Genomic DNA, 20382 nt, shown 5'->3' on the forward strand with positions numbered 1-20382 from the left:
GACAGAGTGATATCCGATTGCTGTGCTATGGTAGTCTTTACACATCTAAAGCGAAACCCCAAGCTCTGATTATTCAGTGTAGAGGCAGAATTATCATGACGAGTTACCGCAGACTACGTGTTCCGATGACCTGTGCGTTGCTGATGCTCTCAGCGTGCAGCCCTTTCACCTCTGAACCGATTTTTACTCAACAGCATGCCGAGGAAGGTGCGCTGGCCGCTGATATTTCTTTTGATGGCTCATTGGCTGTTGTTTCCAGCGTTTCCCGGGGGGTAACGGTGTGGGATCTCACTCAACGAACACAGAAGTACGAGTGGCACTATCAGGCCGAAGAGGGTGATAGTGCTGCCGGTACGGCGGCAAACTTAGTCACCCATATCCACATATCGGCGGACAATAGCCACGTGGTTACGGCCGACAGAGAAACATTCACTTTGTGGGATACCACCACAGGAGAGCCTTCCGGCTTCTGGCGAATCGACGAGAGCCATATACGTGACGTGGCAGTCAGTAACAATGGCACCGCGATTTTAGTGGGGCGAAGTAACGGTAAAATTATGATTTTCGAGCCCGAGTCAGGCCGACGTCTGGAGTTTCTCGGGCATCAGGAAAAGATCAATAGTATCGACCTTTCCCCCAACGGTCGTTTCGCGCTGAGCGGAAGTAACGATTATGTTGCCTATTTATGGAACACTGACAGTGGGCAGATCATTCACACATTCACTCACCCGCAGCGGGTCACCAAGGTAGCCATTGATGATCAGGGCAGGTTCGCTTTTACTGCAGATAGCACTAACAATGCGAATATTTGGAATGTACAAACTGGCGAACTCATCAGCCAACTGGATATCTTTGTTCGTCAACAAATTTTCACCGATGCGGTGTTCTCCGAGGATGGCCGCTGGTTATTGACCGGCTCGCCGACTCGACGCATCAACTTGTGGGATGTTAACAGCGGCAAAGAGCTGGCAGAATGGCGAGTGACGCCGAGTGAGACAACAGCGCTGCGCACGGCTGTAGTGAATGCAGTGGGATTTTATAATAGCACACAGGTCGTCAGTGAAAGCAGTAGCGGCCGCGCAGAATTTTGGGAAATAGCAGATGTCGAATAATGATCCATTGCAAACACAAATTGATGAACTGCAAAACAAACTCGCATTTCAGGAGCACACCATTGATAGCCTTAATCTGGCATTGAGTGACCAACAGAACCAGATATCTCAGCTGCAAAGAATCACTAAAATGCTGACGGACAAGGTGAAAAGCCTGCAAACATCAAATATCGCGACGGCTTCAGAAGAAGCACCACCGCCGCATTACTAATTAGGGCAATCTAGCGTGCTCAATGCAATTGAAATTTTACCGTTCAGCGCCGACTTAGCGCATTACTTTGAACAGATAAACCGTGAATGGATTGAACACATGTTCGTGCTTGAACCTGTTGACGAGCGCGTTATCTGTGAACCACAAGCGTCGATTATACAACCCGGTGGGTATATTTGGTTTGCCCGACATCCTTCGTTTGGTATATGCGGGACCTGCGCGTTAATGAAAAAGAACGACGGTAGCTACGAACTGACCAAGATGGGTGTTTCTTCTTCTGCCCGGGGAGCCAAAATTGGTGAAACACTGTTGAAATTCGTGTTGGCTGAAATAAAGCGTATGCAGCTTCCTGCGGTGTTTCTGTTAACCAACAAACGCTGTGAGTCAGCCATTCATTTATACCTAAAACACGGTTTCGAACACGACCCTTTCATCATGCAGCGTTATGGTCAGAGCTATGAGCGCTGCGACGTCGCGATGCGCCTTACGCGTTGATGACTCACACGGTCACCTTGGGCGTAATACCGCTTAATACCTCAGCAAACACTGACGTATCGATGTTTCCGCCGCACAGTATCACTGCAACGCGTTTGCCCGAGAGCTGTTCTTTCTCTTGAATAGCGGCAGCTAAAGCGGCTGCACCCGCGCCCTCAGCCACATTATGTGTGCAGCGAAAATACGCTCGAATAGCGTTAGCCACTTCATCGTCGCTCACCTCCACAATCCGGGCAGCGCCAGCCCGGTACATCGCAAAAGACTCAGCAATGGGCGCACGTACCGCCATGCCATCAGCAAAGGTATTGGCACTGCCTGTTTCTGTGATGACGCCGGATTCAAATGAACGTTTTGCCGCATTAGCTGCCGTTGAAACCACGCCGACGATTTGCGTATCGAGACCCAGCGCATCGCGTGCGGCAATTAAACCGCAAATGCCTGAACCACAACCGATTGGCACGTAAACAGTATCAATAGCATCTACTGAGTCGAACAGTTCCAAGGCGTAGCTCGCCACGCCCTTGACGATTTCAGCATGAAACGGAGGCACGAGAAATAGGCCTTGCGTTTCAGCGATGTGTTTTGCTCTCAGTCGTGCTGCATCAAAGTCGTTGCCATGAACAACAACCGTTGCACCAAACGCCTGCATTGCCTGATTTTTCTCTGATGAATTTCCGTGCGGCACAACAATCGTCGCAGATAAGCCCAACGCTTTTGCCGCACGCGCCTGACTTTGGCCGTGATTCCCTCGCGTTGCCGTTACGATGCCTTTGACATTAGGATGGTTGCTGCGCAGCCAATGCATAAACGTGATGCCACCACGTATTTTAAATGCCCCTGTTGCGGTATGGTTTTCGTGTTTCACCCACAACTCAGTCCCGACAACTGCAGACAATAAGGGCCATTGGTATTGAGGGGTTGGAGGTTGAACTCCATAAACCTGCTTTTTTGCTGCTTCTAACTCTGCCAGACTAAACACGCGCACCTCCTGTATACCAACACTAAACCCAATCGCATCACTGGCCCTCTACATTACAGGTTTTTGCATAATCCGCCATGACAGAAAGTTTGGGTACAGCAAAATGGCCTCAACCATGCTAGCATTGAGCGGTTCAAATTTTCGGAAGAGTATGCAATGTCGTGGCTTCGCCGTAGCCTTTTATCCACTTTTTATTGGCCTGTTAGACTGTTGGTTCGCGCTAAGAGCATTCCACAGGATGTGGAATCCGAACTGGGTATTGATCGTAACAAGCCCATCATCTACCTGCTTCAAACTGATTCGGTCACCGACCAGTTAGCGCTATCCTTTGCGTGCAAACAACGCGGGTTACCCAGCCCCATTGATGATATTCAACAAGCCGGTGCCACATTGCCTTCGAGCGTATTCTTACGGCGGCCTCAACCGGTTTTTAAACGGCAACCAAAACAAACCGAGATCCTGAATGTGTTCACGGAGATGTTCCACCTTCATCGAGAGCATCCGCAACTCGACTTACAGGTGGTACCGGTGTTTGTCACATGGGGGCGAGCACCTGGCAAAGGTTCACCAGGCTGGGCCGATTTGATCGCAGACAAAGCGTCACCTAGTTGGCTACGCAAATTTTTTATTGTGTTGTTTCTGGGTAGAGATAACTTTGTGAGCTTTTCTAAAGCTGTGTCGACGCGATCCATGGCAAACAAGCAGCAAGGTGACGATCATCTCATCGCGCAAAAACTTGTCCGCGTGGCGAATACGCATTTTCATCGAAAACGTCAGTCGATGACGGGCCCCACGTTGCTCGAGCGAAGCGAGCTGAACAATGCTGTTTTGGGTGCTGAGAGTGTGAAAAGCGCGGTACAGGAAGAAGCCCGGAGCAAAAACCTGTCGATGGACGAAGCCAGACAGCGCGCGCAAACCTATATAGATGAAATTGCCGGTGATTATCGCGAAGGCTTAATCCGCATTGGCGACCGAGTGCTTACCCGGATTTGGAACAAAATCTACAATGGCATTAGCGTCAGTCATGCGAAGCGCATTCGTGAACTGGCTCAAAACGGTCACGAAATTATTTACGTTCCCTGTCACCGAAGTCATATGGATTATCTTCTACTGACTTACGTGATTTACCACGAAGGCATGGTGACACCGCATATTGCGGCAGGTATCAATCTGAACTTCTGGCCTGTTGGAAAAATTTTTCGCCGAGCCGGCGCGTTTTTCTTACGTCGCAGTTTTGCCGGGAATAAATTGTATACCGCGGTGTTTCGTGAATATCTTGAGCTGCTGTTCAACAAGGGTTATTCAGTTAAATATTATCCCGAAGGCGGGCGTAGCCGAACGGGCCGATTAATCCCACCGAAAACTGGCATGCTGGCTATGACCCTGCAGGCCATGCTGAAAGGCATTAAACGCCCAGTGAGCATCGTACCGGTATATATCGGCTACGAGCATGTGATGGAAGTGAATAGCTACTTAAAAGAACTCAGTGGTTCAGGAAAAAAGAAAGAATCGCCGATGCAAATCCTGTCTGCCGTACGCAAGCTAAAAAATTATGGCCACGGTTATGTAAACTTTGGCGAGCCACTGCAGCTCAATCAATTTCTGGACGATAACGTACCGAACTGGCGTGAAAGTCAGGCGATTGGGCCGGATAAAAAACCTTCGTGGTTGACACCTGCAGTGAATCAATTGGCCAATACGGTCATGGTTCGAATCAATAAAGCGGCTGCAATTAATGGCATGGCACTCACCAGTTTGTGCCTGCTCTCGTCGAAAACAAAAACCATGACCGAAGCTGAGTTAATCGGTGCCATGGAGAACTATTTAAACCTGCTCAAAGTCTGCCCTTATAGCGCAGATGCCACAATGGCTGACGGCTCAGCGGCAAACTTGCTCGACAGTATACTCAAACTTAAACGTTTGAAGGTAAGTAACGACAGCTTGGGCAAACTGATATCGCCGATGCCAAACAAAGCGGTGATCATGACCTACTACCGAAACAATATTTTGCACTTATTTGCGCTGCCAGGTCTCATCATGACGATTGTTTTCGCGCATCGCAGTGTTGAACGTTCTGCGGTTCTCAATCTGGTCGGAGAGCTGTATCCGTTTTTGCAGCGCGAGTTATTTATTTACATGTCAAAAGAAAATGCGCTGGCTTATTGTGAGCGTCTGATTGACCAACTTTGCGAGCAAAAACTACTGCTCGCAGAGAAACACTTGCTGACTCCGCCAAGCGCTGACAGTCAGGCCTTCCACGCCGGTTGGTTATTGAGTCGCGCGATGCAGGAAACGGTGCAGCGGTACGCCGTGGTGCTTCGTGTACTAGAGCTTGCGCAAACCATAAACCGCGGCGAGCTGGAAAAACAGTCTCGCCAAATGGCGGAACATCTGTCGACGTTGTACGGCATGAGCTCGCCAGAGTTTTACGACAAAAATGTGTTTGCCGCGCTGGTGACCACCTTACGTGAACAATCGTTAGTCGAGTCTACTGACGAAGGAACGCTGCGTCATTCTGACAACAGCCGCGCGCTACAACACCAGATTAATCAGTTGGTGTGGCCAGAAATAACCCAGCATCTCGCGCAACTTAAATCACTTTGACCTGAATTCAGGTACTTTAGTGTGCCAAAAAGAAACGGTACGCTGGGTTATCGGTTTGCTCTTCGTACCGATAGCCCAATGCCGCCAGATGTGTGTCAAAGTCTGCCCGGCTCTCATTGGGAATATCAAAGCCACACAACACCAAGCCGTCTGCTGCGCCATGGTTCCGATAGTGAAACAGGGTAATGTTCCATTTCTCACCCAAGGTGTTGAGAAAGGTCAATAAGGCACCGGGATATTCAGGGAAATAAAACGAAAACAAATGTTCGTTAAGTGGTGTCGATGGTCTTCCACCCACCATATGGCGCACATGCAGCTTGGCTAATTCGTTGTCGGATAAATCAAAGCACTGGTAATCCCGTTGCTGTAGCTCAGTCAATAAGGCTGCAAACTCAGCTCGCCCGCGTTTTAGTTTAATTCCTACAAAAACGTGCGCTTCTGTGGTGGCCGAAAAACGATAGTTGAACTCTGTGACGGCGCGGCTCCCGATCGCCTCACAAAAATGCTTAAATGCGCCTGCCCGCTCAGGCAGTTTTACCGCAAATACAGCCTCTTTTTGTTCGCCCAGTTCACACCGTTCCGACACATAACGCAGTGTATGAAAATTGGTATTGGCACCACACAAAATGCCGCCAAGGATCTCATCTTTTATACCGTGTAGCGCCACGTACTTTCGAATCGCCGCAATTGACAGCGCCCCTGCTGGTTCCGCAATCACGCGCGTGTCATCAAATATGTCTTTGATCGCCGCGCAAATTTCATCATTGCTGACTGTCATAACATCGTCAATGTATTGATTGAGCAATTTGAACGGTTCATCGCCGATTGTTTTTACAGCCACCCCGTCGGCAAAAATGCCAACGCTAGGTAAGGTGACAGGATGACCCGCTTTCTGAGCCGCCGTTAAGCACGCGCTTTCTTCGGCCTCAACGGCAATGAGTTGAATATCGGGGCGAAGTTGTTTTAAAAATACCGCTATGCCGGCGGCTAATCCGCCCCCGCCCACGGCAATAAATAAGCGCTGAATGTTGGGGTTTTGCTCTAATAACTCCCGCGCGATGGTGCCCTGCCCAGCGATGACATCAGCATTGTCAAACGGCGGAATAAACGTCATACCGTGACTTTCACTCAGTGCCCGAGCATAGCCATTTGCCTGATCAAAACTGGTGCCATGCAGCACCACCTCTACTGCACTGCCACCAAAACGCTTAACCGCATCAATTTTTATATCTGGTGTGGTTTCCGGCATCACAATTGTTGCTTTAACCCCGCGACGATTGGCCGAGAATGCCACGCCTTGAGCGTGATTACCGGCTGATGCGGTAACGATACCACTGGCGAGCTTCGCTTCGCTAAGTTGACTAATACAATTGTAGGCGCCGCGTAATTTAAACGATTTTACCGGCTGCTGGTCTTCTCGTTTAAGAAAAACACTGTTGCCCAGTTCAAGTGATAAACGCCCCATCAGCGTAAGCTCACTGTTAACGGCAACATCATAAACCGGTGCCAACAAAATCTTTTTGAGATATTCGATTGCGCTTGCATCATCTAGCGGATGTGATGGCGTTTCCACTATCTAATCTTCCAATTTTGACGCATCACGCACCGCACCCTTATCGGCACTGGTAGCGAGTAATGCAAAGGTTTTCAATGACAGCGAGACCGGTCGAACTCGCGACACTGGCTTCCACGGATTGGCGCGCTGCTGCATGTGCTCGCGACGGGCCGCCATATCTGCATCCGTTAGCGTGACGTTAATAGTGCGCTGGGGAATATCTATGACAATCTCATCGCCATCTTCAACCAGCGCCAGACCGCCGCCGCTGGCAGCTTCTGGTGAACAATGGCCGATGGATAAACCTGAGGTGCCGCCTGAAAAACGCCCATCAGTGATCAGCGCACACGCTTTGCCGAGACCTTTCGATTTTAAGTAGGAGGTAGGGTAAAGCATCTCTTGCATACCGGGCCCACCCTTGGGGCCTTCGTAGCGGATCACGACGACATCGCCGGCGACAACGTCGTTATTCAGAATAGCTTCCACAGCTTCGTCCTGACTCTCATAAACTTTGGCTTTTCCTGTAAACGTCCAGATGGATTCATCCACGCCGGCCGTTTTTACAATACAACCATTCTCAGCCAAATTGCCATACAGCACTGCCAGTCCGCCCTCTTGACTATAGGCGTGTTGAACGTCTCGAATACAGCCAGCACTGCGATCTTTATCCGCGTCGGGGTAGCGACAGTCCTGACTGAACGCCTTAGTGGTACGAATACCGGCTGGTCCTGCCCGATAAAACTGCTCAGCCGTCGAGTTACTACCGGCAGTAATTGACCAATCGCGAATGACCTCCGACATCGGCTTGCCTAACACGTGATGGCAATCACCGTGTAGTAATTCTGCCTGATGAAGTTGCTCTAAAATACCCATGACTCCACCAGCTCGATGCACATCTTCCATATGGTATTGTGGCGTGGCAGGAGCCACCTTGCACAAATGCGGCACGCTGCGCGATAAGCGGTCAATATCGCTCATGCTAAAAGGAACCTCTCCTTCAATAGCAGCCGCCAGCAGGTGCAGTATCGTATTGGTTGAACCGCCCATGGCGATATCCAAACTCATTGCATTTTCAAACGCAGAGAAATTAGCGATGCTGCGCGGCAAAGCCGTTGTATCGTTATCCTGGTACCAACGTTTGCACAGCTCGACAACCAGTTCACCGGCTTGTTGAAATAATCCTTCCCTGTCGGCGTGAGTAGCCAACATTGAACCATTACCAGGTAATGACAGCCCCAGCGCTTCGGTTAAACAGTTCATTGAGTTTGCGGTGAACATACCCGAACATGAACCACAGGTGGGGCACGCGGAACGCTCAATCGACTCGCTGTCTGCATCGCTGACCTTGTCGTCTGCGGCAGCCACCATCGCGTCTACCAGATCAAGCTTGATAATCTGATCAGACAATTTGGTTTTACCCGCCTCCATCGGTCCACCGGACACAAAAACGACGGGAATATTCAGGCGCATTGCCGCCATGAGCATTCCCGGCGTTATCTTGTCGCAGTTCGAAATGCACACTAGCGCATCTGCGCAATGTGCATTCGCCATGTACTCCACAGAATCCGCAATAATCTCACGCGAGGGTAAGCTGTAGAGCATGCCGCTATGTCCCATGGCGATGCCATCGTCCACAGCAATTGTGTTAAATTCCTTGGCAACACCACCCGCAGCTTCGACGCTTCGCGCCACCAATTGTCCCATGTCCTTCAAATGTACGTGACCCGGCACAAATTGAGTAAACGAGTTGGCGACGGCAACGATCGGTTTACCGAAATCCGTGTCTTTCATTCCGGTGGCGCGCCACAAAGCGCGAGCTCCGGCCATGTTTCGGCCTTGGGTTGTTGTCGCTGATCGAAGCTTAGGCATGTTGCCCTCCTAAATTATTCGTACACTGGCGTTAACCAGTTCCATTTGTCTTCGGTTTCGCCGTTGAACAGCCCGAAGAATGCTGCTTGTACTTTTTCTGTGATCGGCCCGCGCCCGCCGTTACCCACTTTGATCCCATCAACGCTGCGCACCGGCGTCACTTCTGCCGCCGTGCCGCACATGAGGATTTCGTCGGCTAGATACATCGCCTCACGCGGAATATTCTCCTCTCGCACGGTGTATCCCATATCTTGAAGTAGTGTGATCACCGTGTCACGGGTGATCCCCGGCAAAATAGCTGCGGTTTTGGGTGTGGTTGACACAACGCCGTTGCGGATCACAAAAATGTTTTCACCCGCACCTTCGCTGATATAGCCATTGACATCCAACGCAATGCCTTCGCCATAACCGTGACGACGAGCTTCCATCGAAATGAGTTGTGATGATAGGTAGTTACCGCCGGCTTTAGCGCCTGTCGGCATGGTATTCGCGGCAAGGCGGTTCCAACTTGAGATACCCGCATCAACACCATTTTTCAGCGCTTCTTCACCAAGGTAAGCCCCCCACTCGAATGCAGCGATGGCTAACTCTGACTCTTGTCCAAAAGGAACCTGCAAGCCCATACCAATATCACCGTAATAGGCGATTGGGCGAATGTAGGCTGATTTAAGTTGGTTCTTGGCGATAATATCTTTGGTGGCCTGATTCACCTGATCGAGGGTGTAGGGAATCGTCATACGGTAGATTTTCGCTGAGTCAAACAAACGCCGATTGTGATCATGCAGCCTGAAAACGCAGGTTCCTCTATCGGGCGTGTTGTAAGCTCTTACGCCTTCAAACACGGAAGAACCGTAGTGGATTGCGTGCGTCATGACATGCACGGTGGCGCTTTTCCACGGCATGATTTCGCCATTAAACCAAATAAATTCTGCGGGTTGCTTTGCCATTTCAGTGTCCTTAACAAACCTTGTTGTGTGTAGGGTAAAAAAACACAGTCGATAATACATGCAACCGTCATCGCACCCAACGCAAATCGAGGTGAAAACCGCAGAACAAATAGAAAGGGTGTGTCACGCAATCGAGACACTGAAGACTTCAGCCTTATTGAAGCGTCGCGAACTACGCTTTAGGCTCTGGAGATTGGTATCGTCATGGCAAACGATGATGTAAAGCTACCGTGCAATGTTTAATTAAGCAACCCTTTCCTGAATTTTTGATTTAATTTTTTAGTATTCGACCGGGTTTGGCTTTGGTTATCTGCTGGCCTTTGCTAAACTTTGCGGCGTTTTTTATCCTCGGAATGCATCATGAAGGTTGTTGTCAGCTTGCTTCTCACATCGCTATGGATGGTGAGCGCGTGCGTGCATTCCAGTGCGGCAGATGCGCTCCTCGAACAGCCCCGTTTCTTTTCATTGTCTACCGCTAACGGACTCGCGCAGGACACCGCAGAAGCCTTGCTGTTGGATAGCCGAGGTTTTCTTTATATTGGCACCGATAATGGGCTTGATCGCTGGGATGGACACCATGTAAAGCGAATATACGGACCGAATGACGAGCTGCGCGACGCGTCAATCACTGCATTATTTGAAGACAGCATGGGCGGTATTTGGATCAGCGCTTTCGGTTCGGGCGTTTACCGTCTGAGACCTGAGTCGCAACAACTGACTCAGGTTCTTGCTGCCCCGTATGTCGATGCTCCTGATTTAATCCAGTCAGCGACCCAATTCTCACAAGCGGATCATGATCGCGTACTCATCGCGCTGGAACAGCAGGTCGTTCGCTATGATGTGACTAGCCAGACAATAGAGAAGCTTTTCAGTTTGCCCTCCGATGCGGTCGAAGCCGGCTCATTCGTGCGCGACGCACTGCTGCTCGACGACACAGTGATAATTGCAACAACCGACGGCATCTACGCTGGGTACACTTTCGGTGATATACGCTTGATTGACTTTTTACCCAGTGGTCAGGATCACATGGATTCGCTTAATGCAAAGTATCTATTGATCGATTCAATGCAGCGATTGTGGATTGGTACGGTTCGTGGGTTGTTTGTTCTCGACGTTACTCAGTTCCGAAACCAATTGGACGATGCACAGTCAAAAATCACCTTTGAGCTAGCGCTTCCTGAGCACAACATCTGGAAAATGACTGAGTATGGCCCTTCACAATTCTGGCTGGGTACCGACAGTGGATTAATAGCGATGATGGTGGAGCCGCAAACCACGCAAGTGACCTCTACGCAACTGATACTGCAACCCACAAAAGGCTATGACCCACTAGCACGCAAAGATATCCTCGATATCGCAGTAGATGCACAAAACAATGTGTGGCTGGGTACTAATTTCGGTGGTGCGCTTTATTGGGCAACCGATAGTTTAAAGTTCAATGAAGTAAGAAATCGACAAACAAACCGCCTTGCATCCCCATTGAGCGACAATAATGTTTGGTCGATTGTTGAAGATCCAAAACAACAGCTGTGGGTTGGCACTGCCAATGGTCTGACACGATTATCTGCTGACTTATCCACATCAGAGCATTTCTTTCAGAAAAAAAAGTATGAAGCCTATAGCGATGCGGTGATAGAAAACCTGTTTGTGGTCGACGATAGCACGCTGGTTATTCAATCCGGGTTTGGGCTGTATGAATTTGACACCCATTCAAATACGCGGCAAATCGTGGAAACGCAGAGTGAGGCAGAGCACGCCATCGTAGAGGGCTTTGTCTGGGGCGCCGCGCAGGCTAAAGATGATGCCATTTGGTTTATCCAAGACAGTCACGCGTTTCGCTATGACCCCGATGAAAAAACCGTCACGCAAACCGACATCACTGAGACGGTTAGCGCCCACACCATGTATGGGTTTATCAATGCTATCCCCCAGTTGCCTGACCAGATTTGGCTTTCTGTCACGGGCAAACTGATGAGCCTATCCCACAATGGCCAAGTACGAACAGTACATGAACTTCCACCCGAAGCCCCGACGAAAACCGCCTACCCCAACAGTATTGCTGTGGATAAAGACAATGTATTGTGGATTGCGTATACCGGGTACGGAGTGTTTGGTATCGATGCAGACTCTCACACGCCAAAGTTTTTTATTGATAGAAAGTATTTTCGCGGGCTGGATAGCCTTTACTCCCTGATGATCGATGCCAGCAACAGTTTGTGGTTTAGTTCTCACTCAGGGCTGCATCGAGTCAACGCTGACAGAAATTATATCGAGCACTTTCGTTATGGGCAGGAAATTTCCGTCTCGGAATTTAACGAAGGTGCCAATATCAAACGCCAGAACGGGGAGTTAGTGTTTGGCTCGCCAAACGGTATCGTTGTTTTTGACCCCGCTGATTTGCAACAAGCACCTGAGGTACTTGCGAGCAATCCTTTCAAAGGTACTTTTACTCAGCCGGGCATGGCGATTACTGACATCGCTCTCGCCACGCGAGATTTGGCTTTTTCTAACACCACGTTGAACGACAGTACGATTGATTTGAACCATAACGATAATGGCCTGACAGTGTCGTTTTCGAACCTACGTTTTGATCAAACACAATTTATTAAATACCGATATCGGCTATATCAACAGCAGCGCCTGATCAGTGAAGGCATCGCCCATGACGCAAGCCTCTCCATTCCGCTGCTGGAGCCAGGCCACTATCGATTTGAAGTTGAACCGCATGACTTTGACCCGAACGCGTCTGACGTCGCTAGGTTATTCATTCGTGTTGCTCCCTCACCGTGGCTGACATGGCAAGCAAAAACGTTGTATGTGTGCTTATTCACAGGCCTGATTGCCACCCTGATATATGTGCGCCGGAACCAAATCCTGACGCTGGATCAGTCGCGCCAGCAGGTCCAGCTATTCGGTAACGCCTTTCAACAAACCCGTGATTGGGTCATTATTTTTGATGAAAATCGACACCCCATTGCAACCAATGAAGCTTTCTCACGTGCGTTCGGGCTCAAGCCACATGACTCTGTTACTGATCAGTATGCGCAGTTCAATCAACGCTATGCTGATTTGATGGCGCGTACGCAGGAAATTTTACTGAGTTTGTCGCCTGATGAATTCAAGCGTAAAGAAACCAGTGTCAAAATCGCTGATGGCCGGTCTCACGATATTTTGATTAACTTTACGGCCGTTGCACGGAAAGGTGATGCCAACACGATCAGCCACTACCTCATGGTTATCTCAGATATTAGTGAGCAGAAGCGAGCCGAACGAAAGCTGCGTAAGATGGCAACGGTTGACCATTTGACGGGGCTGGTTAATCGCACTCTCATGATTGATCGTCTGCAACATGCCGTTGCCAGCGCTGCACGAAATGGGCACAAAGTTGCGGTTCTGTTTGTTGATTTAGACCGATTCAAAGGGATCAATGACAGCTTAGGTCATGACTACGGCGATCAATTGTTGCGAGTGGTCGCTAAACGAATGCAGGCATTGGCCCGCTCGGATGATACCGTCGCACGCATTGGTGGTGACGAATTCGTCATGATCTTAGAGGCCACCAAGCAAGTTGACGATATCAGCCGATTGATAGATCAACTCATTGAGCGAATTGAAAAGCCCATTCAAGTGCGTGATGAGGTACTAAGAGTGTCGTGCAGCGTCGGTGTTGCCGTTTATCCTGATGACAGTGAGGATACGGCAGAGTTGTTGCGTTTCTCTGATGTCGCCATGTACAGCGCCAAACGTGATCCCGTCAATCGGTTTGCCTTTTTTACTGATTCGATGAATATTCGCGCGCAATACCGCCTGTCTCTGGAAAACCTCGTTAAGCATGCCTATCAAGGCCAGCATTTCTATAATGTCTATCAACCTATTGTTGATCTGAATACGCAGCGTACGGTCGGTATGGAACTGCTATTGCGATGCAATCTTGATGAACGACCCATATCGCCGGCAGAGTTTATCCCGGTACTTGAAGAAATGCGTTTGATCCTGGACGTAACAAAGCAGTCGTTAAGCACGGCCGTTGCCGATCTCGCCGATTGGTACGCGCAGGGTTACAGGGGCTATCTTTCCGTTAATCTTTCCGCGTTGCATTTCACCTCAACGTTTGACACGCAGTACTTAACGCAACTGCTGGATCGTTTTAATCTACCGCTTAGCGCACTTCGCTTCGAAGTCACCGAGGGCATTCTCATGGAAGATAAAGAGACCGCCTTAATCCAGTTTGAAACCATCAAACAGGCTGGTTTCCTACTCGCACTGGATGATTTTGGCACTGGCTATTCGTCGCTAAGCTATCTGCAGTTATTCCCTCTCGACGTACTGAAAATTGATAAAAGTTTCTGTGACGGCATCGGCCAGACGCACGGTGACAACCTGATCAAGACCACCATCGGCATGGCACGGAACCTCGGCCTAGACTGTATTGCCGAAGGCGTCGAAACACAGCAGCAAGTTGAATTCCTACACGCTAATGGTTGCACAAAACTTCAAGGTTATTTCTATTCCAAGCCAGTTGACGCCGATGCCGCGAAGATTCTAAGCAGTGTTGACTGGAGCACTCAAACTGGCCACCAGACGAGTACATAACCTGCACGATCCACGCTAGCCTGTCGTTTTCATTGTTGAGTTTTATTATGAGCGCAGGCTTTGCTACCGTGTTCTCTCGCGCCTGTCTTGGCGTTGAAGCACCACTGGTCACCATTGAGGTGCATCTAGCCAATGGGATCCCCAGTTTTACCTTGGTCGGATTACCTGAAACTTCGGTTCGCGAAGCTCGCGAGCGAGTGCGCAGCGCAATCATTCAAACCGGTTTCGAGTTTCCGGCTAAACGCATTACGATTAACCTTGCTCCGGCAGATTTACCCAAAGCCGGTGGGCGTTTCGATTTGGCGATTGCTGTGGGTATTTTAGCCGCCAGTGGCCAGATTGATGAGCAACCTATTCGCGATTTACTCGGCGAGTACGAGTTTCTGGGTGAACTCTCTCTGCGTGGCGATATTCGCCAGACCAGTGCGGTATTGCCCTCCATCATCGCCGCCAACACGGTTGCTCGAAAGGTCATCATCCCCAGCTTGAACCGAGCCGATGCCGCCATATGCAAGGGTAGCACCTGCTTCTGTGCGAATGATCTGGCTGAGTGCATCGCGCACCTCAATCACACCAAGCCGTTACTACCGGAATCCTATCGCCCTGTCGAAACATCTAACGAGCATGCTGTCGATTTCGCCGATGTGGTTGGCCAGGCTCAGGCTAAACGGGCACTGACCATAGCGGCAACCGGACAACACAATATCCTTCTGGTCGGGTCGCAGGGTACGGGCAAGAGTATGCTGGCTCAGCGCTTACCGAGCATACTGCCATCACTGTCTGAGCAGCAAGCCATTGAATGCGCAGCGATTGCCTCAATTGCCGACATTCATCAGAAGTTTCAATGTTGGCGCGAAAGACCGTTTCGCAGCCCCCACCATGGGAGTTCACTGAATGCGCTGATCGGTGGCGGTGCAATTCCTAAACCGGGTGAAATATCGCTGGCTCACCATGGCATTTTATTTTTGGATGAACTCCCGGAATTCGGGCGTAAAAGCATTGATGCGCTGCGAGAGCCGATGCAAAATCATGACATTCACTTATCCCGAGCAGCGTGTAAGGTGCGTTACCCGGCGCATTTTCAGCTGGTCGCGGCAATGAATCCGAGCCCAACCGGTGATATTCACGACGGACGTACAACGCCGGACAAAATACTGCAGTACATCAATAAAGTCTCTGGACCACTGCTTGATCGTATCGACTTGCAAGTTGATGTCTCTCGCCAACAACTCAGTGCCATGGCTGCGTCTGGCGAGCAAACCAGTGCCGTTATCCGTCAACGTGTCGTCGCCGCCCAGCAAAAACAACAACAACGACAAGGTCGACTGAACAATGCACTGTCGGTAGCGCAACTCAATCAACATTGCCAGCTCAGCCGCGACGACCAAGCGTTTGTGCACAGCGCGCTGGACAAACTAGGCGCTTCTCATCGTCGATTGCACAAAGTGCTGAAAGTCGCTCGCAGCATCGCCGATCTCGATGACAGTGCACATATAAAGAGAAAACACTTAGCCGAATCAATAAGCTACCGCGCGTTAGACAGTATCGTTAATCAACTTTCCAGTTGCTGAAAAAGCGCGTGTATAAGCGCATCGTTTCGACGACTGGAAAGACAGCATAAACCCAGTTCATAGGATTCGATGTTGTCTACCTCAATCACGTTAATGTGGTGTTGCAGGGTGGAATGCTCGACCACCACTTTCGGCACAAAACCCACACCGCAGCCCAGCGCAACCATACTGACAATAGCTTCATTTCCACCCACTGAGGCATAGATTGTCGGGCGAATACCCGCCTCAGCAAACCAATGATGCACTGTGCGCCGAGTGGGCCCGCTGTCGGGCATAACTACCTGAGTTTGCGACCACTGCACATCAGCAAGCGCTGACACTCGCATCGACTTTGGTGCAACCAGCACCAAAGGCACATACGCCAAATGAGCAAAGTGTAATGCAGCGGGGAAATCGGGCGAGTTAATGGCAATGGATACATCACACACACCATCGATGACTTTTTTAACAGCAATGCCCGGATCGCCCGTTTCCAGTTTGATGTCCACCAGGCTATGTTGCTGGCGAAATTTATCAAGCAGCAGTGGCAGGTGACTTTGACTGGCTGTCACGGAGCAAAACAAGGTGAGCTTACCGCTTAACTGCTGCCCGTCAATATTCAGCTGGGATTTCAGTCGTACCCAATCCTCAAGCACCGGCAGGGCAAACGCGAGTAACTTTTCACCCGCCTTGGTCAACGCCACCTGACGATTGTTGCGCCAAAAAAGCGTGGCGCCAACTTCACTTTCCAAGCGCGTGATTACGCGGCTTAAGGTCGATGGTGAAACAAACTTTGCTGAGGCAGTTTTACCAAAGTGCAGGCTATTGGCAAGGTGGCAAAACAGGCTGAGTTCCTTTAAATCCATGCTTTATTTCACTTTATGCAACACTGTGATGATTTTAATTCATTTTATTAAATAGTGCGAATCGCCTATCTTGAGCTCAGGCTAAAATCGCCTGAACAAATAGTGGACTTGGTAAACATGGCAAATTACTTTAATTCTCTCGCGTTACGCGAACAACTCAAACAACTTGGGCAATGTCGCTTTATGCAGCGCGAAGAATTTTCACACGGATGTGATTATTTAAAGGATCAACTGATTGTGATCGTTGGGTGTGGCGCCCAAGGCTTAAATCAGGGTCTAAACATGCGTGATTCGGGACTGAACGTGAGCTATGCGCTGCGTCAGTCAGCGATTGATGAGAAAAGAGAATCATTCAAACGCGCTAGCAGTAATGGTTTTACCGTAGGCACCTATCAGGAGCTCATTCCTAACGCGGACATTGTCTACAACCTTACGCCAGATAAACAACACGCGAGCGTTGTAGAAGCTGTGATGCCGCTGATGAAAAAAGGCGCTACGCTAAGCTATTCGCACGGTTTCAATATTGTCGAAGAAGGACAACGCATCCGTGATGACATTACCGTGGTGATGTGTGCACCGAAATGCCCCGGCACGGAAGTACGAGAAGAATACAAGCGCGGTTTTGGTGTGCCTACGCTAATCGCAGTTCACCCTGAAAACGATCCTCAGGAAAAGGGCTGGGATATCGCCAAGGCGTTGGCAAGCGCGACTGGTGGAGATCGTGCTGGTGTACTGGCATCCTCTTTTGTTGCCGAGGTAAAGTCTGACTTAATGGGTGAACAGACTATCCTTTGTGGCATGCAACAGACCGCCGCCATTTTGTGCTACGAGAAAATGCTTGAGGATGGCGTCGAGCCGGCCTATGCGGGCGCGTTGATTCAACACGGTCTTGAAGCCATCACTGAAGCGCTAAAAATTGGTGGTGTCACACACATGATGGATCGCTTGTCTAATCCGGCGAAAATCAAAGCGTTTGATCTCTCAGAGCAATTGAAAGATGTGTTGCGCACGCTGTTTGAAAAGCATCAAGACGATATTATGAGTGGTACATTCTCTGAGACAATGATGGCTGATTGGGCTCAGGGTGATAAGAATTTATTGCAGTGGCGCGAAGAGACCGGTCAAAGCGGGTTTGAGAATGCGCCTGCGTTTAGCGGTAAAATTGACGACCAAACCTTCTTTGATCAGGGTATTTTGATGGTAGCAATGATTAAAGCCGGTGTTGAATTGGCCTTCGATGTCATGGTGGAGGCTGGGATTTTGCCTGAATCTGCCTATTATGAGTCACTCCATGAAACCCCATTGATTTCAAATACCATCGCCCGCAAACGTTTGTACGAAATGAATGTTGTCATTTCGGATACGGCTGAATATGGAAACTACCTATTTGCTAACGCGGCCATCCCCCTATTGAAATCCACGTTGATGCCTGACATCACACCGGTTGAATTAGGCAGCGGGGTTGACCCGACCAAAAATGGCGTCGATAACCGGCGCTTGGTAGAAGTTAACCAAGCCATCCGCAGCCACGGTGTTGAAACCGTGGGAGCAGTGCTGCGAGATTATATGCGCGATATGAAAGCGATTGTTGAAGCATAACAGTTCTGTCGTTAGGTGCTTTGTATAAGCCCTCTTGCCCGGCCTTCGTGGTCGGGCTTTTTTTATCCAAAAGTCGCTTTACAACAGCGCAGATAACAGTAAGCTTAAAAGTGAGTTAGCGATGAGAGTCGTGTCGCCTTTAACAGACACCAAGTTTTCCACGCATTCAGATATAACTCAATGATTTAAAAGTGTATTTATTTATTTTGTCAGATTAGAAAAATCACACTGGATTAGTTGTCTCAATTTAGTGACAGGTGATATCCCCGCACAGTTTACACCGTTGTTTTTAATTGGTTTTTTAGTTGGCAGATATATTGCTTGTGAGCCCTGAGTTTCAGTTAAGGAGCTTACACCCTGATGAAAAGACCTTGTTGAAAAGGAAATACGAATGAACCAAACGATGACGCGTTTTACGCAAATCGGTGATTGGGTTTTTGAAGTGAAAATGGTCCGCGCTTTGCGCGTTAGAAATTACGGCGAACCCTACTCTGCCGTTGCCAACCTCACGGCAAACGGCGACCAAATTTATATTGATACGCAAATGACACGTGAAGGCGAAGAGTTTAACCGTAAAGACTTCATGACCTTTTATAAGTTTTGTCAAATGCTTGAAATGAAAACCGTCAGTTACGACAAAATTAAAAATGGCGAGCGTTATCCACGTACCGTCGATATTCTTGAAAATCAACGCCCCAAACCGAGTATACGCTTAGTAAAATAGCGACACTGCCCGATGAGCACCACGGATGGTGTACTTCAATTCATCCGAGTCGAAGTCGCCCAGCGCGCTGCTACTGTCGCCAGACTGCAAAACACCGCGAAGCCAATCGCAATGGGATACACATTATCGATAAGATAAGCATCGATGATTAACGCGACTGGCACCGATAATAAGCTCGAAATACTGCCGATAATCGCCGCCCCAAGCCCGGCCATCGCACCAAGTGGCTGCATTGCCATCGCATTTAAGTTGCCAAACAGCACGCCAATGAAGAAAAACCCGACGAATAGCGTACCAACAAACACGCTCAGCGGTGGAACTCCAGCGTAGGCGAACACAACGGCAAGTAATGCGAGACTAAAAACGATGCTACACAGCAATGCCGAGTGACACAGTAAATGCATACCTAACCGCATCACCAATGCCCCATTGAAAAAAGAGGCCAACCCTATCGAGCCCGCCAGTAGGGCAAAAATCAGCGGAAACTGTTCGCCAGTTTGATAAATGGTTTGGAATATCGTTTGCGATGCACTTAAGTAAGCTAAGAATGCTCCGAAGATGCATCCCATCGCGATGCTGTAACCCATAACAGCTTTGTGAGTGAGGATATATCGCGTTGATTGATACAAGACTTTCCATGTGAATGGTTTGCGCTTTTCCTTTGGCAAGGTTTCAGGCTGACGGACGAAAAACCACACCCCGGCAATCAGCGCGACGACAAGAAACAGCGTGAAAATGTGTCGCCATGAAAACCATATCAACACACTCTGACCCACAAGGGGTGCCAGCATTGGCATTAAAATGAACACCACCATAATGAATGACATGACACGCGCCATACTCTCACCGACAAATTGGTCGCGTATCACTGCCATGGCGGCAATACGTGGGCCTGAAACGCCAAAGGCTTGGATCAAGCGACCCAACAACATCACCTCCATCGACTCAGATAGCATGCAAATAACCGTGCCGACAGCAAACACTAACAGCCCAACGAGAATGGTTTCCCGGCGGCCACGCGCATCAGCAAAAGGCCCAAAAAATAATTGACCAAACGCCATGCCGATAAAGAAAATAGACACAATCAGATGGATCTGTTGCTGCGAGTCACTGCCTAGATCAGCGCCAATTTGATTCATAGCCGGTAGCATCGCGTCAATACTCAATGCGACCAGCGATGTCATCAGCGCCATCAAACAGACAAACTCGAAAATTCCTAACGCAGGTTTTACTAGCGTCGACTGCGACATGATATTCTTTAATTTGCGGAAAGTGGCG

Annotated in this window: 14 protein-coding genes; 8 read left to right on the forward strand and 6 right to left on the reverse strand. The window is 49.4% G+C overall.

Annotated features, from left to right (window positions below):
- Positions 1-95: 95 nt before the first annotated feature.
- From KIU71_RS07220 to KIU71_RS07230, 3 genes are read left to right on the forward strand one after another with little or no spacing between them, the layout of a single operon-like run.
- Positions 96-1112 (forward strand): WD40 repeat domain-containing protein, encoded by a 1017-nt coding sequence (locus tag KIU71_RS07220; protein WP_390881826.1) that lies wholly within the window; start codon positions 96-98, stop codon positions 1110-1112.
- Entirely contained in the window at positions 1102-1323 is a 222-nt protein-coding gene (locus KIU71_RS07225; protein ID WP_214130516.1) for a SlyX family protein, read from the forward strand. Before KIU71_RS07220 ends, KIU71_RS07225 begins: the two co-directional genes overlap by 11 nt.
- Positions 1324-1338: 15 nt before the next feature.
- Positions 1339-1818: a GNAT family N-acetyltransferase gene (locus KIU71_RS07230; RefSeq protein WP_315853261.1), complete on the forward strand. Its 480-nt coding sequence runs from the start codon at positions 1339-1341 to the stop codon at positions 1816-1818.
- Between the two features lie 4 nt (positions 1819-1822).
- Here the strand turns inward: KIU71_RS07230 and KIU71_RS07235 are convergent, their stop codons facing one another.
- Positions 1823-2797: a threonine dehydratase gene (locus KIU71_RS07235; RefSeq protein ID WP_214130517.1), complete on the reverse strand. Its 975-nt coding sequence runs from the start codon at positions 2795-2797 to the stop codon at positions 1823-1825.
- A gap of 156 nt (positions 2798-2953) precedes the next feature.
- Here KIU71_RS07235 and plsB point away from each other — a divergent pair, with 156 nt between their 5' ends.
- Positions 2954-5401, forward strand: a complete 2448-nt coding sequence (plsB, locus tag KIU71_RS07240; RefSeq protein ID WP_214130518.1) for a glycerol-3-phosphate 1-O-acyltransferase PlsB — start codon at positions 2954-2956, stop codon at positions 5399-5401.
- A gap of 16 nt (positions 5402-5417) precedes the next feature.
- Here the strand turns inward: plsB and ilvA are convergent, their stop codons facing one another.
- The 3 genes from ilvA to KIU71_RS07255 are packed head-to-tail and all read right to left on the reverse strand — an operon-like array spanning position 5418 to position 9772.
- Positions 5418-6974 carry a threonine ammonia-lyase, biosynthetic gene (gene ilvA / locus KIU71_RS07245; RefSeq protein ID WP_214130519.1) on the reverse strand — a complete coding sequence of 519 codons (1557 nt, stop codon included), beginning with the start codon at positions 6972-6974 and terminating at the stop codon, positions 5418-5420.
- A 3-nt stretch (positions 6975-6977) separates the two neighbouring features.
- Positions 6978-8825 carry a dihydroxy-acid dehydratase gene (ilvD, locus tag KIU71_RS07250; RefSeq protein WP_214130520.1) on the reverse strand — a complete coding sequence of 616 codons (1848 nt, stop codon included), beginning with the start codon at positions 8823-8825 and terminating at the stop codon, positions 6978-6980.
- Positions 8826-8839: 14 nt separating this feature from the next.
- The gene (locus tag KIU71_RS07255) at positions 8840-9772 is read right to left on the reverse strand and encodes a branched-chain amino acid transaminase (RefSeq protein WP_214130521.1); all 933 of its coding nucleotides are present in this window, start codon (positions 9770-9772) and stop codon (positions 8840-8842) included.
- A gap of 360 nt (positions 9773-10132) precedes the next feature.
- Here KIU71_RS07255 and KIU71_RS07260 point away from each other — a divergent pair, with 360 nt between their 5' ends.
- Both KIU71_RS07260 and KIU71_RS07265 read left to right on the forward strand, forming a co-directional pair.
- Positions 10133-14365 carry an EAL domain-containing protein gene (locus KIU71_RS07260; protein ID WP_214130522.1) on the forward strand — a complete coding sequence of 1411 codons (4233 nt, stop codon included), beginning with the start codon at positions 10133-10135 and terminating at the stop codon, positions 14363-14365.
- Positions 14366-14412: 47 nt separating this feature from the next.
- The gene (locus KIU71_RS07265; RefSeq protein WP_214130523.1) at positions 14413-15936 is read left to right on the forward strand and encodes a YifB family Mg chelatase-like AAA ATPase; all 1524 of its coding nucleotides are present in this window, start codon (positions 14413-14415) and stop codon (positions 15934-15936) included.
- Here the strand turns inward: KIU71_RS07265 and ilvY are convergent.
- Positions 15918-16781 (reverse strand): HTH-type transcriptional activator IlvY, encoded by an 864-nt coding sequence (ilvY, locus tag KIU71_RS07270; protein WP_214130524.1) that lies wholly within the window; start codon positions 16779-16781, stop codon positions 15918-15920. The two genes, KIU71_RS07265 and ilvY, sit on opposite strands and share 19 nt — an antisense overlap.
- Positions 16782-16898: 117 nt before the next feature.
- Here ilvY and ilvC point away from each other — a divergent pair, with 117 nt between their 5' ends.
- Positions 16899-18380, forward strand: a complete 1482-nt coding sequence (ilvC, locus tag KIU71_RS07275; protein ID WP_214130525.1) for a ketol-acid reductoisomerase — start codon at positions 16899-16901, stop codon at positions 18378-18380.
- 391 nt (positions 18381-18771) lie between these two features.
- Complete coding sequence (locus tag KIU71_RS07280; RefSeq protein WP_214130526.1) at positions 18772-19104, forward strand: hypothetical protein; 333 nt, start codon at positions 18772-18774, stop codon at positions 19102-19104.
- Between the two features lie 35 nt (positions 19105-19139).
- Here KIU71_RS07280 and KIU71_RS07285 read toward each other — a convergent pair whose 3' ends face one another.
- Positions 19140-20354 (reverse strand): multidrug effflux MFS transporter, encoded by a 1215-nt coding sequence (locus KIU71_RS07285; protein ID WP_214130527.1) that lies wholly within the window; start codon positions 20352-20354, stop codon positions 19140-19142.
- Positions 20355-20382: the final 28 nt, after the last annotated feature.

The sequence above is a fragment of the Alteromonas oceanisediminis genome (genome assembly GCF_018474025.1).
GTDB classification, from domain to species: Bacteria; Pseudomonadota; Gammaproteobacteria; order Enterobacterales; family Alteromonadaceae; genus Alteromonas_E; species Alteromonas_E oceanisediminis.